Source organism: Lentzea sp. NPDC054927 (assembly GCF_053610285.1).
Genome location: NZ_JBSGXZ010000005.1, coordinates 80450 through 94177, shown reverse-complemented (window position 1 = coordinate 94177; position 13728 = coordinate 80450). Strand labels below are relative to the sequence as shown.

Annotated in this window: 15 protein-coding genes; 5 read left to right on the top strand and 10 right to left on the bottom strand. The window is 68.7% G+C overall.

Annotated features, from left to right (window positions below; all coding sequences use genetic code 11):
- Positions 1–2 precede the first annotated feature (2 nt).
- Complete coding sequence (locus ACWGE0_RS10440; RefSeq protein ID WP_452260615.1) at positions 3–1043, bottom strand: NAD(P)-dependent alcohol dehydrogenase; 1041 nt, start codon at positions 1041–1043, stop codon at positions 3–5.
- Positions 1044–1188: 145 nt separating this feature from the next.
- On the opposite strand from ACWGE0_RS10440, the gene ACWGE0_RS10435 reads away from it, so the two are divergent.
- Both ACWGE0_RS10435 and ACWGE0_RS10430 read left to right on the top strand, forming a co-directional pair.
- A complete protein-coding gene (locus tag ACWGE0_RS10435) occupies positions 1189–2067 on the top strand; it encodes a helix-turn-helix transcriptional regulator (protein WP_452260614.1) in 879 nt (292 codons plus the stop codon).
- A complete protein-coding gene (locus tag ACWGE0_RS10430) occupies positions 2064–2348 on the top strand; it encodes a SelT/SelW/SelH family protein (RefSeq protein ID WP_359848509.1) in 285 nt (94 codons plus the stop codon). Before ACWGE0_RS10435 ends, ACWGE0_RS10430 begins: the two co-directional genes overlap by 4 nt.
- Before the next feature lie 9 nt (positions 2349–2357).
- Here the strand turns inward: ACWGE0_RS10430 and ACWGE0_RS10425 are convergent, their stop codons facing one another.
- The 6 genes from ACWGE0_RS10425 to ACWGE0_RS10400 form a co-directional block, all read right to left on the bottom strand.
- On the bottom strand, positions 2358–3938 hold the full coding sequence (locus ACWGE0_RS10425) for an FAD-dependent oxidoreductase (RefSeq protein WP_452260613.1): 1581 nt from the start codon (positions 3936–3938) through the stop codon (positions 2358–2360).
- 109 nt (positions 3939–4047) lie between these two features.
- Entirely contained in the window at positions 4048–5001 is a 954-nt protein-coding gene (locus ACWGE0_RS10420; RefSeq protein WP_452260612.1) for a glycine betaine ABC transporter substrate-binding protein, read from the bottom strand.
- The gene (locus ACWGE0_RS10415; RefSeq protein ID WP_452260611.1) at positions 4998–5732 is read right to left on the bottom strand and encodes an ABC transporter permease; all 735 of its coding nucleotides are present in this window, start codon (positions 5730–5732) and stop codon (positions 4998–5000) included. Before ACWGE0_RS10415 ends, ACWGE0_RS10420 begins: the two co-directional genes overlap by 4 nt.
- Positions 5729–6850 carry an ABC transporter ATP-binding protein gene (locus ACWGE0_RS10410; protein ID WP_452260610.1) on the bottom strand — a complete coding sequence of 374 codons (1122 nt, stop codon included), beginning with the start codon at positions 6848–6850 and terminating at the stop codon, positions 5729–5731. The genes ACWGE0_RS10415 and ACWGE0_RS10410 overlap by 4 nt, the downstream gene beginning before the upstream one ends.
- Entirely contained in the window at positions 6837–7484 is a 648-nt protein-coding gene (locus ACWGE0_RS10405) for an ABC transporter permease (RefSeq protein WP_319967949.1), read from the bottom strand. Before ACWGE0_RS10405 ends, ACWGE0_RS10410 begins: the two co-directional genes overlap by 14 nt.
- Positions 7485–7548: 64 nt before the next feature.
- Positions 7549–8331 (bottom strand): hypothetical protein, encoded by a 783-nt coding sequence (locus tag ACWGE0_RS10400; RefSeq protein ID WP_452260609.1) that lies wholly within the window; start codon positions 8329–8331, stop codon positions 7549–7551.
- 56 nt (positions 8332–8387) lie between these two features.
- On the opposite strand from ACWGE0_RS10400, the gene ACWGE0_RS10395 reads away from it, so the two are divergent.
- Positions 8388–9113 carry a MerR family transcriptional regulator gene (locus ACWGE0_RS10395; RefSeq protein WP_452260608.1) on the top strand — a complete coding sequence of 242 codons (726 nt, stop codon included), beginning with the start codon at positions 8388–8390 and terminating at the stop codon, positions 9111–9113.
- Here the strand turns inward: ACWGE0_RS10395 and ACWGE0_RS10390 are convergent.
- From ACWGE0_RS10390 to ACWGE0_RS10380, 3 genes are all read right to left on the bottom strand, one after another.
- A complete protein-coding gene (locus ACWGE0_RS10390; RefSeq protein ID WP_452260607.1) occupies positions 9095–9667 on the bottom strand; it encodes a dihydrofolate reductase family protein in 573 nt (190 codons plus the stop codon). The genes ACWGE0_RS10395 and ACWGE0_RS10390 overlap by 19 nt on opposite strands.
- Before the next feature lie 170 nt (positions 9668–9837).
- On the bottom strand, positions 9838–12591 hold the full coding sequence (locus ACWGE0_RS10385; RefSeq protein WP_452260606.1) for an ATP-binding protein: 2754 nt from the start codon (positions 12589–12591) through the stop codon (positions 9838–9840).
- A 14-nt stretch (positions 12592–12605) separates the two neighbouring features.
- On the bottom strand, positions 12606–12806 hold the full coding sequence (locus ACWGE0_RS10380) for a hypothetical protein (RefSeq protein ID WP_452260605.1): 201 nt from the start codon (positions 12804–12806) through the stop codon (positions 12606–12608).
- A 103-nt stretch (positions 12807–12909) separates the two neighbouring features.
- Between ACWGE0_RS10380 and ACWGE0_RS10375 the strand changes: the two genes are divergently transcribed.
- Positions 12910–13509: a TetR/AcrR family transcriptional regulator gene (locus ACWGE0_RS10375; RefSeq protein ID WP_452260604.1), complete on the top strand. Its 600-nt coding sequence runs from the start codon at positions 12910–12912 to the stop codon at positions 13507–13509.
- A complete protein-coding gene (locus ACWGE0_RS10370; RefSeq protein WP_452260603.1) occupies positions 13506–13727 on the top strand; it encodes a hypothetical protein in 222 nt (73 codons plus the stop codon). The genes ACWGE0_RS10375 and ACWGE0_RS10370 overlap by 4 nt, the downstream gene beginning before the upstream one ends.
- Position 13728 lies beyond the last annotated feature (1 nt).

Below are 13728 nucleotides of genomic sequence, written 5' to 3'. Positions count from 1 at the left end.
GATCAGATCGTCGCGGTGTCGATCACGAACCGGTACCGCACGTCGCTGGCCTGCACCCGCTCGTACGCCACGTTGACCTGGTCGGCGTCGATCAGCTCGATCTCGGAGCCCAGGCCGTGCTCGGCGCAGAAGTCCAGCATCTCCTGGGTCTCCGCGATACCGCCGATCATGGACCCGGCGAGCGTCTTGCGTCCGCCGAGCAGCCCGAACAGGTTCAGCGAGATCGGCTCCTCCGGCGCGCCGACGTTCACGATCGCGCCGTCGGTCCGCAGCAGGCCGAGGTAGGCGCCGAAGTCCAGCGGCGCGGACACGGTGGACAGGATGACGTCGAACTTGCCTGCCAGCTCGGTGAACGTGGCGGGGTCGCTGGTGGCGCGGTAGTCCTGGGCACCGAGCTTGAGGCCGTCGTCCTTCTTGCGCAACGACTGCGACAGCACGGTCACCTCGGCACCGAGCGCGGCGGCGATCTTGACGCCCATGTGCCCGAGCCCGCCGAGGCCGACGACGGCGACCTTCTTGCCCGGTGCGACGCCCCAGTGCTTGAGCGGCGAGTAGACGGTGATGCCGGCGCACAGCAGCGGCGCGGCCACGTCCAGCGGGAGTCCCTCGGGGATCCGCACGACGAAGTTCTCGTCCACCACGATCTGCTTCGAGTAGCCGCCGTAGGTGACGTCACCACGGCGGTCGATGCCGTTGTAGGTCATCGTGTTGCCGCCCGTGCAGTACTGCTCGAAGCCGCGCAGGCAGTTGTCGCACTCCCGGCACGAGTCGACCATGCACCCGACGCCGACCCGGTCGCCGACGGCGTGCCGCGTCACCTCGGAACCGACCTCGGTGACCACACCGGCGATCTCGTGGCCGGGGACCATCGGGAAGATGCCCTGGCCCCAGCCCTCGTTGACCTGGTGGATGTCCGAGTGGCAGATGCCGGCGAACTTGATGTCGATCAGGACGTCGTGTGGGCCGACCTCACGGCGCTCGATCGTCGTGCGCTCCAGCGGTGCCTTCGGTGCGGGAGCGGCGTAGGCAGCGACGGTGCTCATCAGGTTTTCTCCTCGCTTCGGTGTGTCACCGTGAACACTGCCGCCATCGCGAGGCGCTACCCAGACACCTGCTTTTCGTACGTCTGGCGTGCCTACCACCAGCAGTAGCAGGCACGACTGTGTGACGACGGGAATACTCGGTTACATGACGACAGTGGATCCGCGCACCGAGCTGAGCGAGTTCCTGCGCAGCCGCCGGGCGCGGCTGTCGCCGGACGACGTCGGGCTGCCGCAGTACGGCAGGACCCGCCGCGTGCCCGGCCTGCGCCGCGAGGAGCTGGCGCAGCTCGCAGGCGTGTCGGTCGCGTACTACACGCGCCTCGAGCAGGGCAACGGCCGCAACGTCTCGACCGAGGTGCTGGACTCGATCGCCCGCGCGTTGCGGCTCAACGACGCCGAACGCGCGCATCTGCAGAACCTGACCCGCAGCAAGTCGAGCAGCAACAAGAAGAAGGCTCCGCGGTCGCAGGTGCGCCCCGCGTTGCAGCACCTGCTCGACGGCATCGGCGTGCCCGCGTACATCGGTGGCCGGCGCACCGACGTCCTCGCCTGGAACCCGATGGCCGCGGCGTTGTTCGGCGACTGGGGCGAGCTGGAGCCGCGCGACCGCAACTGGGCCCGCATGATCTTCCTGCGGCCCTCCTACCAGGAACTCTTCGTCAACTGGCAGTCCAAGGCCGCCGACATCGTCGGGTTCCTGCGGCTGGACGCGGGCTGCTGCTCCGACGACCCCGAGCTGGCCGCGCTGATCGGGGAGCTCTCGCTCAAGAGCGAGCTGTTCCGGCAGCTCTGGGCCGCGTACGAGGTGAAGGAGAAGAGCTTCGGCACGAAGGTGCTGAAGCACCCGCTCGTGGGCGAGATGACGCTGTCGTACGAGACGCTCCGGATGCCCAGCGAGCCCAACCTGTTCCTGAGCACCTACCACGCGGAACCCGGCACCGCCTCCGCCGAGGCGTTGCAGCTGCTGGCCAGCTGGGGCAAGGACGCGGCCCGCGACGGGGCGTCTGTTAGAACTCAGGCATGAGGACGCCGCGTCTGGAGATCGAGTACTGCACCCAGTGCCGGTGGTTGCTGCGCGCCGGGTGGACCGCGCAGGAGCTGCTGACGACGTTCACGACCGAGCTGGGTGAGGTCGCGCTGATCCCCGGCACCGGCGGGGTGTTCGACGTCCGGCTCGACGGCGAGACCGTGTGGTCGCGCAAGGAGCAGGAGGGCTTCCCGGACCTCGCGGTGCTCAAGCAGCTGGTGCGCGACCGGGTGGCGCCGGAACGGTCGCTGGGCCACACCGATCGCAAGCAGTCATAGGTCAAGTGGTCACAGGTGCTGTGCGCCCAGGTACGCGAACACCATCGCGGCACCGATCGTGCAGCCCGGCCCGGGGTATGACCTGCCCATCACCGTGGCCGTCGTGTTCCCTGCCGCGTAGAGGCCCTCGATGACCGAGCCGTCCGCTCTCAACACCCGTGCGTGCTCGTCGGTGACGAGGCCGCCTTTCGTGCCGAGATCGCCGGGGAAGACCTTGGCCGCGTAGAACGGCGGGGTGTCGAGCGCGCTCAGGTTCGGGTTCGGGCTCACGCGCGGGTCGCTGTAATAGCGGTCATAGGCGTCGTTGCCGCGCCCGAAGTCCTCGTCCTTGCCGGACGTCGCGAAGCCGTTGAACCGCTCGACCGTCCGCTGCAGGTTCTCGAGTGGCACGCCGATCTTGTTCGCCAGCTGTTCCAGCGTGTCCGCCCGGGTCAGGATGCCGTTGTTCTCCGGCGTCTCACCGGGTTTGAGCGTGACGAACGGGTACCACGACCGGTGCTGGTCGTCGATGATCATCCACGCGGGCACGCTGCCGCGCCGGTAGATCTGGTGACCGCACTCGTTGTAGGACATGGCCTCGTCCATGAACCGGTTGCCCTCGTCGTCGACGATGATCGAGCCGGGGAACGCGCGCTCGCGCAACGAGGCCACCGCGATTCCGCCGGGGAAGCCGACCGCGGGCGTCCACCAGGCCTCGTCCATCAACGCCGTGGCGGCACCGAGCGCGATGCCCAGCGAGAGCACCTCACCGGTGTCGGTGGGCGAGGCGTTCGTCCACCTCGTGCCGGTCGGGTGCGGGAGATGTTGTTGCCTCATCGCGTCGTTGTGCGCGAATCCGCCCGCTGCCAGGAAGACCTTGCCGGTGATCCGGTGTTCCTCGCCGTCCTTGCTGACGACTACACCGGTGACCACGCCGTTCTCGGTGATGAGCTCCTTCGCCGCACTGTTGAGCCAGATCTCGGCACCGCGCCCGGCCGCCAGCTTGACGAGCTGGCCGACCAGCGACGCTCCGCCGGTCAGCGCGGGGTTGCGGCCGATCTTGCGGATCCTGGTGACCCACAATTCGGTGAACCAGCCCCTGATCGTTCGCTTCGCCAGGCCCAGCAGCGGAATTTCGGTGGTGTACATAGGAGTGGCGAGAGCACTGGCCCGCAGCCGCAGCTTGCTCATCCACTCGCCGAGCGACGCGCCGTCGACGACGCTCGCCTCGACGCACCTGCCGGTCGTGCTGGCACCGGGCAGAGTCGGGTGGTAGTCGGGATAACCCTTGGACCACCGCAGCTTCAGACCTTCCTCGACCAGGAACGACACCATGCCCGGTCCGTGCCGCACGAACGCCTCCTGCCGGACCGCCGAACTGTCGGTGCCAGCGGTAGCGGCCAGGTACCGCAACGCGTCGTCGGCGTTGTCCGTGCCGCGCAGCAACGGGTTCGCCGGAACCCACAACCCGCCACCGGACAACGCCGTCGACCCGCCGACGAGATCGGACTTCTCCAGCACCAGCGGTCTCAGCCCACGCGCGGCCGCCGTGAGCGCGGCCACCAGTCCCGATGCTCCACTACCGATGATCACCACGTCGTAGTCAGGCATGCGGGCATCATGTCGCCGTCAGCGCACCCGTCGCCATGACCACGAGTCTTCTGTTCGCCAAGCGGGCCAACGGAAGCATCAACCGGCCGTCAGTCGAGCGACCGGATCATCAGTCCGTCCGGATGAATCCCTTCGACACCATCCAGTCGCGCGCCACCTCGCCCGCGTCCCTGCCGTCCACGTCGACCTGACGGCACAGCTCGATCATCTGGTCGTTGGTCAGCGCGCGGCTCACCGTCTCCAGCGGGCCGCGGACCTGCGGATAGCGGGCCAGGAACTCGGCGCGCACGGTCGGCGCCACGTTGTACTGCGGGAAGGCCTGCTTGTCGTCCTCCAGCACCCGCAGCTTCTGCGCGGCGATGCGGCCGTCGGTCGTGAACACCTCGCCGATCGGGCAGGTGCCACCGGCGACGGCCGAGTAGATCGTGCCGATGCCGAAGTTCTTCACCTCGCCGACCGGGAAGCCGTAGGCCCGTTTGGCCGCGGGGAAACCGTCCTGGCGGCTGGTGAACTCCGTCTCCAGGCAGAACACCGCCTCGTCCGGGTTCTGGGCGAGGAACGCCGCGAGGTCCGAGGTCGTCTTCAGACCGTGCTGCGCGCCGTAGGCCTCGGTGACGGCGAACGCGTATTGGTCGTTGAGCGGCGAATAAGCGAGCCACTCGACGCCGAACCGTTCGAGGTCGGCCTTCTTCGTGGCGTCGTACTGCGCCTGTTCACCGCCGGGCACCGGGAGTTCGTTGCCCTGGTAGTTGATCCAGCCGGTGCCGGTGTACTCCCACGTGACGTCGACCTCGCTGTTGAGCAGGGCCTGCCGTGCGGTCTGCGAGCCCTTGAGGTCGGTCAGGTCGACGACGTCCGCGCCTGCGGCCGAGAGGGCCATCTCGGCCAGGTAGCCGAGCAGGATGTTCTCGGTGAAGTCCTTGGACCCCACGGTGATCTCGACGCCGCGCAACGACTGATCGGGCTGGATGGTCCCCGGCAACACCTGGTAGGGCAACGCGGTGTTGATGTCGAGGCCACAACCACCCAGGAACAGCACCAGAACGAGCAAGAGCCTTTTCATCGCACCCCCTTCGGCCCGAACCACTGCTCCATGACCGCACCCACCCAGTCGACGAGCAGCGCGAGTCCCGCCGCCAGCGCGGAGCCGGTCACCAGGACCTTCATCAGGTTGAGCTTGTAGCCGGTGTCGATCAGCAACCCGAACCCGCCCGCGTTGACGAACAGCCCGAACGTCGCCGTGCCCACCGCCAGCACCAGCGAGGTGCGCAGGCCGGCCAGGATCAGCGGGGTGGCCAGCGGGAACTCGACCCGCCACAGCACGCCGGACCCCGACATGCCGATGCCACGACCGGCGTCCACAAGGGACGGATCGACCTGTTGAATGCCGACGATCGTGTTGCGCAGCACCGGAAGCAGCGAGTAGAACGCGAGCGGCAGCGCGGCCACCCACAGCCCGCCGGAGGCGCCGGTGAGCAGGAACCACAGCACCAGCACACCCAGTGCGGGCGCTGCCTGACCGACGTTCGCGACCGCCAGGAACACCGGCGCCAGCCAGCGCGCCCACGGCCGGGTCGCGACGACACCGGCCGGCACCGCGACCAGCACCACGATCGCGGTCACCACGATCGTCATCAGCAGGTGGTCGGCCAGCGCCTGGAGCAGCGACGACGCGTTCAGCGTGCTCTTCTCGGTCGCCGTCAGCTCGCTGGAGAACACCCACGCCAGCACCCCGCCGACGATCAGCAGCACCGCGAGCGGTTGCGCCCAGAACCTGATCCGCTCGCCCGTCATGCGCTCGCCCGCAACCGTTGCACGACCTCGGTCACGGTCGTGAGGTCGAGCGTGCCGACGTACTCGCCGCGGTTGCCGGTGACGACCGCGCGCCCGCCCTCGTTGACCATCGCCTCCAGGGCGTCGCGCAACGTCGACTGCAACGTCACCGAGTCCTGCACCGGTCGTCCGAGACCGTCCAGCGACTGGGCGCGCGTCAGCTCCTTCACGTGCACCCACCGCAACGGCCGGTCGCGCTGGTCGAGCACCAGCACGAACTTCTCCTCGCCCAGTTCCACAGTGGACGGTGCGGCGTCGAACCTCGCGGTCACCGCCTGACCCATCTCGACGTCGCGCACCCTCAACAGCGTCAACGCCTTCAACGACGCACCGGCGCCGACGAACCCGGCCACCGTGTCGTCCGCCGGGTTGGCCAGGATCGCGTCCGGCGTGTCGTACTGCAGGATCGTGGACCTGTTGCCGAGCACGGCGATCTTGTCGCCGAGCTTCACCGCCTCGTCGAAGTCGTGCGTGACGAACACGATCGTCTTGTGCAGCTCGTTCTGCAGCCGCAACAGCTCGTCCTGGAGATGCCCGCGCGTGATCGGGTCGACCGCGCCGAACGGCTCGTCCATCAGCAGCACCGGCGGGTCGGCGGCCAGCGCACGCGCGACGCCGACCCGTTGCTGCTGACCGCCGGAGAGCTGGCGCGGGAACCGGTCGGCGAACTCGCCGGGATCGAGCCCGACGAGCTCCATCATCTCCTCGACCCGAGCCGCGATCCTCTTCTTGTCCCAGCCCAGCAGCCCCGGCACGATGCCGATGCTCTGCGCCACCGTGAAGTGCGGGAACAGCCCTGCCTGCTGGATCGCGTACCCGACGCGGCGGCGCAGGTCGTCCGGGTCGATCTTCAGCGCGTCCTCGCCGCCGATCGTGATCGTGCCCGACGTCGGCTCGATCAACCGGTTGATCATCCGCATGGTCGTCGTCTTGCCGCACCCGGACGGCCCGACGAACACCACGATCTGCCCGGCGGGCACGACCATCGAGAAGTCGTCGACCGCCGCCGCCTTCTGCCCGGGATACCGCTTGGTCACGTGGTCGAGCCTGATCTCAATGCCCTTTTCAGCCACGGACACCCCTCGAGACGGTGAAACGGTTGACCAGCACGTAAATGCCGTCGAGCAGCAGCGCGAGGATCACCACGCCGATCGTGCCGGTGAGGGCCTGGTTCAACGAGTTCGCGCTGCCCGCGTTCGCGAGCCCGGAGAACACCTCGGAACCGAGGCCCGGCCCTTTCGCGTACGCCGCGATGACCGCGATGCCCATCAGCATCTGCGTCGCGACCCGCATTCCGGCCAGAATCGCGGGCCACGCCAGCCGCAATTCGACCCGTGTCAGTACCCCGAATCTGCTCATCCCAATCCCTTTTGCCGCATCGCTCACAGCCGGGTCCACACCGGCCAGTCCCACGATGGTGTTGCGCACGATCGGCAGCAGCGCGTAAAGCACCAAAGCGACGACCGTGGTGTCCGCACCGAGCCCGAACACCGGAATCAGCAACGCCAGCAGCGCGAACGACGGAATGGTCAGAATCGTGCTCGCCAAGGCTGTGGCCAGCGCGGATCCCACCGGACTGCGATAGACGGCGACCCCGATCACCACACCGAGAAGGGTCGCCAGAACTGTGCACTGCACAACCGCACTGACGTGCAAGAAGGCCTGCAAAGACAGCCGATCCCAGCGATCGGCGACGTACTGCAGCAAATTCATCCTCGTGGCCCCGCCCTCGAAGTTGGCGTCTACCCAACACCACTGTGGACAGTGGGGGCAAGCGTCAGCCGAAAACGAGCTGAACCAGCGACTGGCCGCGGGACGTCTGCCAGATCGCCAAAGCCAGCAATCCGGTGTAGCCGATCGCGGCCACCAAGACGAGCCGCGCTCGCAAACGTTCGTCGACTCGCCGCAGTGCGAACACGACCAGCAACAGCACCTGGATCCCGTGCAGCCCGATGAAGTGCGGCACCCGGAAGTCGCCGCCATCACCGACGTCATGTCCTTGGTACATCACGATTTCCTGGCCGTTGGCGTCGACGACCGTGCGCTGGTTGACCTCAGTGGCGAGCCAGTACACCGGCACGAGCATGCCGACCGTCGCCAACGCGAGCCCCGCGCGCACGGCCCGCTTCAACCCCAGGTCACCATCGCGTTGGAACAGCACCAACGTCACGATGGCCAGTTGGACGAGGAACAACACAGCCACGCCGTTGGTGAAGATCTGCGTGGCGAGGAGGGTGAGCGAGTCGGTCGAGGTGTTGAAGTGGCTGAACGTGCCCCGCGCCGCCTGGAAAGTGATCGCCCCGACCTCGACGACCGCCGCCACCGCGAACACCGTGCCCATCCACCACCCGAATTTCCGGGCCCTGGTGAGCGTGCTCAGCACCCACGAGAGCGTGCCGGAGTACACCCCGAAGGCGAGTCCGAACTTGAGCGGCTTCAGCCAGAGCGGTTCCCCCAGCAGCGTGCGGTCGTCGATGAGGATCCCGGCCGCGGAAACGAGGGCGAGTCCGAACAGCAGCAGGGTGGTGACCAGGAGTGGGCGATGCCAGTTCGTGAACATGACGGCAATGCTCAAAGGCTGACGCACCGTCAAGGTCAAGCCCCAGAATGAAAGGCGTGCTGACGATCAAGCGACTCGCCGAGTACGTCGGCGTCACGGTGCGGGCGGTGCGCCACTACCACCAGACCGGCCTGCTCCCCGAACCGGAACGCGACCACTCCGGCTACCGGCGCTACCCCGCCCAGGCCGTCGTCGACCTGATCCGCATCCGCACCCTCACCGAGGCCGGCGTCCCGCTGACCCGCGTCCACGAACTGATCAGGGCGACGCCGGAGCAGTTCGCCACGGCGATCGAGGAGATCGATCACGGCCTCACGCGGCAGATCGAGGAGCTCCAGCAACGCAAACTCGGCGTCGCCGCGCTCCAGGCGGGCGACCGGATGTTCCTGCCCGCCGAGATCACCGACTACCTCGACCAGCTGCGCGCGCTGGGCGTCAGCGAACGCGGCGTGCGCTTCGAACGCGACGGGTGGATCCTGCTCGCCGCGAGCTACCCGGACCAGGCGCTGGGCTGGATCGCCCAGAAGCGGGAGCAGCTGGCGGACCCGGACTTCCGCGAGTTCTACGTCACCTACGACCAGGCCCACGACTGGGATCCGGCCGATCCGCGGCTCCACGAGCTGGCCGACGTGATGGCGGCAAGGCTGCGGCAGGAGTCGGCGCAGACGATCCACGAGGTGGTCTCCGCCGACGAGCAGTCACTGCTCGGCGCACACGTGCAGGACTACTCGCCGGCGTGGATCCGGCTCGACGAACTGGTGCGTCAGCGCACGACGTCGTAGACCAGCTTCTGGATGCCGTTCCCGTACGACTCGCTCTCGACGACCTTCAGCAGCTGCTTGTCCTTGTCGGTCTCGCTGAACAGCCGCTTGCCCGCGCCGAGCAGCACCGGGAACACCAGCAGGTGGTAGCGGTCGATCAGGCCCGCGTCGGACAGGTTGCGGTTGAGCGTCGCGCTGCCGTGGATGGAGATCGGGCCGCCCTCGGTCTCCTTCAGCGCGGCCACGTCGTCCAGCGACCGCAGGATCGTGATGTCGCCCCAGTTGTCGACCAGCTGGTCTTCCTTCAGCGTGCTGGACACGACGTACTTCGGCATGACGTTGTACTGCGGGAAGTAGTCGAGCGTCGGCCACACCGGGGAGAAGGCCTCGTAGCTGACCCGGCCCATCATCATCGCCGCGGCTTCTTCCTGCTCACGGCCCTTGATCTCGTAGGCGGCCTCGTCGAACTCGATGTCCTTGAAGGTCCAGCCGGAGCTGCGGTGACCGGGCTCGCCGCCGGGGGCTTCGACGACGCCGTCGAGCGAGACGAACGCGGTGGCGATGAGGGTGCGCATCGGGTTTCTCCTTGGTGGTCGCACTTGCTGTCATGAGTGCGTCGAACAGGCGACGCCAGGATCGACATCGCGCGCCAGGAAAGTTTCCGTCATGCGTCACGGCGGCGCTGAACACCCCTCCGAGTCCAGCGCCGCCGGTCGTCCAGGAGTCTTGCGGGCGCCGGGCGGGCTCACATGCGGGAAGAGCCCCCAATTACCGGACGTGCATAGGTGATGAGCGCGGCCCTGGTCGGCTGACCGGTGCGGGCCTTGAGGCTCGCGACATGGCGTTCGACGGTGCGCGGCGACAGGAACAGCCGCTCGGCGATCTCGGCGTTGCCGAACCGTTCCACGACCAGGCGCAGCACCTCGAACTCCCGGACCGTCACGCCGGCTTTGCGCAGCTCGGCGGGCACGGTGCCGTGGTCGCGCCGCCGTCGTTGCTGGGGTGCGCCTGCCTCGCGCAGCACCGCCCGGCAGGCGGCGGCCACCGCGGCGACGTCGTGCCGGTGGAAGTGCTCCTCGGCCTCTCTCAACCACTCCAGCGGCTCGCCCCAGCCGTCGGCCAGCGCCCGCGGACCGGCCAGCCGCAGTCCGAGATGGCGCGGCAGGCCGAGTCCGGTGCTGAGTGCCAGCGCTTCCGCCGCCGCCTGGTCGGCCTGGGTCTTACGGCCGTCGCGGCCGAGCAGGATCGCGCGGCTCCAGGCGAAGTAGATCCGGTGCAGCTGGACCTGGGCGAGGTGCGACTCGGCCAGCCGTTCGTACTCCGGCCAGCCCGCGAGCCCGTGCGCGACCCGCACCAGCAGCCGCGGGCCCTGGTAGAAGGTGCCGCGCAGGATCCGCGGTTCCGTGACGGCCTTCTCCACCTCGTCGAACTCGGCCAGCGCGCGGTCGTACCGCTCCTCCATCAACGCGCAGATCGCCGAGCTGTACGACCAGATCTCCTCCGAACCGCCGTGATCACGCAGCTGGGTCAGCGCCCGGTCGGTCGCCTTGCGGTCGCCGTGCATGGCCGCGATGCCCGCCTCGATGGCGACGGCCAGTGCCTTCAACGCGTGCAGGCCCAGCTTCTCGGCGGCCTCACCCGCGCTGGCGCCGTACTTCGCGGACTCCTCGTACTCGCCGCGCACGAGGTAGGTGGCGCCCAGGTGCAGGTCGGTCGCGATGAGGATGACGATCGCGCCCGTGTCGAGCGCTGCCCGGCGGGCCGCGAGCAGCGTGTCGACGCCGATGGTCAGGTACTTGTCGGTGATGCCGAGCTCCAGCAACGCCCGCAGCCGCCACGCCGCGAGCCCGTGCTGTTCGGCGACCTGCTGCCAGCGTTGGACGTGCTGCCGCGCCTCGGCGAGATCCTGCCCCCGCGTGCACCGGGTGAGCACCTCGAGGGCTTCGCAGACGATCTCCGGGGTGCCCGTGGCGGCAGCGCGTTCGGCCAGTGCGCGGGCCTTGGGCAGCAGGTCCAGCTGGTTGAGCCCGAGCAGCAGCGTCGCCTTGACGACGTCGATCGTCGCGCAGGTCTCCTTCTCCGTCGCGAGCAGGTCGAGACCGCGTTCCCACTGGCCCGCGACGGCCGCGACCCGCGCCTGGGCGAGCCGGACGGCGGCTCTTCGTTCCGGCTCGGCGTGCGCCGCGGTGAGCGCCTGCTGAAGTCGTTCCCCCAGCGCGAATGCCCGCGCGCCGTTGTCGGCCGGGACGACGACCGCGGCGAGCGGGAGCACCACGGCGAGCGCGTCGAGCAGGTCGGCCGCGAGGTCCGGGTCGTCGTTGAGGAGGGCCTGTCCGCGTTCGAGCAGCTCGACCGCCGTGCCGAACCGGCCGAGTGCGGCGGCGTGCCGTCCGGCCTGGACGAGGCAGCCGATGGCCTTGCTCGTGTCGCCACCCGCTTCCCACAGCTCGGCGATGAGCTCCAGTTCGTTGGGGCGCAGCGCTTCCGTGGTCTCGGCTGCTTGACGGGCGAGCGCCGCGCGGGCCGTCGGCGTCATCCGGCCCTGGATCGCTTCGGCGGTCAGCACGTGCCGGAACTTGTGGCCGTGGACGAGCTGCGCGCGTTCGGCGTCCTGCAACAACCGCGTCGCGTCCGCGCACTTCGCGACGGCCGCGACGACGTCGAGCGGGAACGTCCGCCCGAAGATCGCGGCGGCTTCGAGCAGCGCGATGCACTCGGGGCCGAGCGCGTCCACCCGTTGCAACGTCGCCGCCGCGACCGTGGGCGGCACACCGGCCCGCAGATCGCTGTTGAGCAGCTCCTCGACGACGAACGGCACCCCGTCGGCGATCCTGGTGAGCGTGGCCAGCACGTCGGCGGGCACGGGTCCGCCGAGGCGGTGTCCGGCGAGTTCGGCCACCTCGTCGTCTGTCAAACCGTTGAGCCGCAACACACCCGCGACCCGGCGTGCCGCAGCCGAGTCCGCGAGTTGTTGCGCGCCATCGGAATGCGGTCGCAGCGTGGCGAGCAGCAGCACCGGTTCGTCCGCGAGGTTGTCGAGCAGGTAGTCGACCACGGCCAGCGTCTCGCCGTCCGCCTCGTGCAGATCTTCAAGCAGCACAACGGTTTTCTCGGCGGTCAGCAACCTCAGCACCGCCTCGGCCCTGACCACGGCCGGATCCGGCACACCAGCGGGCGCGTCCGGAGTCATTCGCCGCAGCACGGGCAGATAGGCGCCGAGCTGCTTCTCGTCCGGTGCGTCAACCTTGCGAAACGCCGACAGAACCGCCTCGCACAGCGCCCGCAACGGCACCGCGCGGCTCGCCCGTCCCCTGAGCACGCGAAATCCGCGTTGCGAGGCGTGCCCGACGAGCTCGGACGCCAGCCGTGACTTGCCGATTCCCGGTTCTCCCACCAGGAACATCGCGCCACCGCGACGCTGCTCGGCCCGTGCCACCGCGGCCCGCAGTGCCGAGGCCTCCTCGCTCCGACCCACCAGCACCGGGGACTGGAACTGCATGGCACGCGACAGTACTAGTCCCTGAACCAGGCCCACCCGAACCGTCGGACGACCAGCACCAATCCCAGCACGACCATCACCGCGTACGCCGTGATGCGCAGCGCGTCCGGCATCTCCAGGTAGTTCAGCGCGAACCAGCTCCTCGACCCACCGGACAGGTTGTTGATCAACCCGCCGCCCCCTTGCACCAGCAACACCAGCGCGATCAGCTCCACGACGCCCCCTGATCAATACGATCGTATCGATTTGATACCCGAACGGTAGCCCGCCCGCAGCTCGTGGTCAAATCAATGCGAACGTCTTGAAAAGGGGATGCGCGTGAAGCCTGTGCGAGGCCGGGGTGCCGCCCACGACGAACGGCGCGGCGCGATCCTGGAAGCGGTGTTCGCGATCGTCGACACCGAAGGCACCCACCAGGTGAGCATCCGCCGCGTCGCCGAGCAGGCAGGCGTGTCCGTGGGCAGGGTCCAGCACTACTTCCCCAGCAAGGACGACCTGCTGACGGCCGCGTTCACCGCGATCAACGACCGCGGCACCGCCCGCGTCCAGGCCAGGGTCGCGGGCAGCGCGGAGCCGGTCGAGGCCCTCCTGACCGAGCTGATCCCCGCGACCGACGAGGACCGCCGGCTGTTCCGCGTGGCGCAGGCGTTCGAGACGCACACCCTCACCCGGCCCGAACTGGCCGAGCAGCTCCGGCAGGGCTACGACGACCTCATCGCCCTGCTGACCGCGCTGACCGGCTCGGCCGCGCGGGAGCTGCTGGCCCTCGCCCTCGGCCTCGCGAGCCTGACCCTCACGGGCAACCTCACGCCGGAGGAAGCCCGCGCGATCGTCCGGTCAGGAATCGAGAAGCACCGCGAGCCGTCCGCCCCTAACGTCGTGCACGACAACAGACGACCTGGAAGGGCGAGAAAATGAGCAGCAGCAAGGGGATCCGCAAGTTCCACCGCCTGGTGAGCATGTTCTTCATGGCCACCGTCGTGTTCACCGCGGTCGCGCTGACCGTGGACAACTCGGTGATCTGGGTGTCGTACGTGCCGCTGCTGCCGCTGTTCGTCCTCATGGGCACCGGCGTCTACATGTGGTTCCTGCCGTCGATCGCCAAGCGCCGCGCCCGCCGTGCAGCCACGGCGTAGA

Coding starts and splice junctions, on each gene's coding strand:
- ACWGE0_RS10440 (WP_452260615.1), bottom strand. CDS start 1,043: ATGAGCACCGTCGCTGCCTACGCCGCTCCCGCACCGAAGGCACCGCTG.
- ACWGE0_RS10435 (WP_452260614.1), top strand. CDS start 1,189: ATGACGACAGTGGATCCGCGCACCGAGCTGAGCGAGTTCCTGCGCAGC.
- ACWGE0_RS10430 (WP_359848509.1), top strand. CDS start 2,064: ATGAGGACGCCGCGTCTGGAGATCGAGTACTGCACCCAGTGCCGGTGG.
- ACWGE0_RS10425 (WP_452260613.1), bottom strand. CDS start 3,938: ATGCCTGACTACGACGTGGTGATCATCGGTAGTGGAGCATCGGGACTG.
- ACWGE0_RS10420 (WP_452260612.1), bottom strand. CDS start 5,001: ATGAAAAGGCTCTTGCTCGTTCTGGTGCTGTTCCTGGGTGGTTGTGGC.
- ACWGE0_RS10415 (WP_452260611.1), bottom strand. CDS start 5,732: ATGACGGGCGAGCGGATCAGGTTCTGGGCGCAACCGCTCGCGGTGCTG.
- ACWGE0_RS10405 (WP_319967949.1), bottom strand. CDS start 7,484: ATGAATTTGCTGCAGTACGTCGCCGATCGCTGGGATCGGCTGTCTTTG.
- ACWGE0_RS10400 (WP_452260609.1), bottom strand. CDS start 8,331: ATGTTCACGAACTGGCATCGCCCACTCCTGGTCACCACCCTGCTGCTG.
- ACWGE0_RS10390 (WP_452260607.1), bottom strand. CDS start 9,667: ATGCGCACCCTCATCGCCACCGCGTTCGTCTCGCTCGACGGCGTCGTC.
- ACWGE0_RS10385 (WP_452260606.1), bottom strand. CDS start 12,591: ATGCAGTTCCAGTCCCCGGTGCTGGTGGGTCGGAGCGAGGAGGCCTCG.
- ACWGE0_RS10370 (WP_452260603.1), top strand. CDS start 13,506: ATGAGCAGCAGCAAGGGGATCCGCAAGTTCCACCGCCTGGTGAGCATG.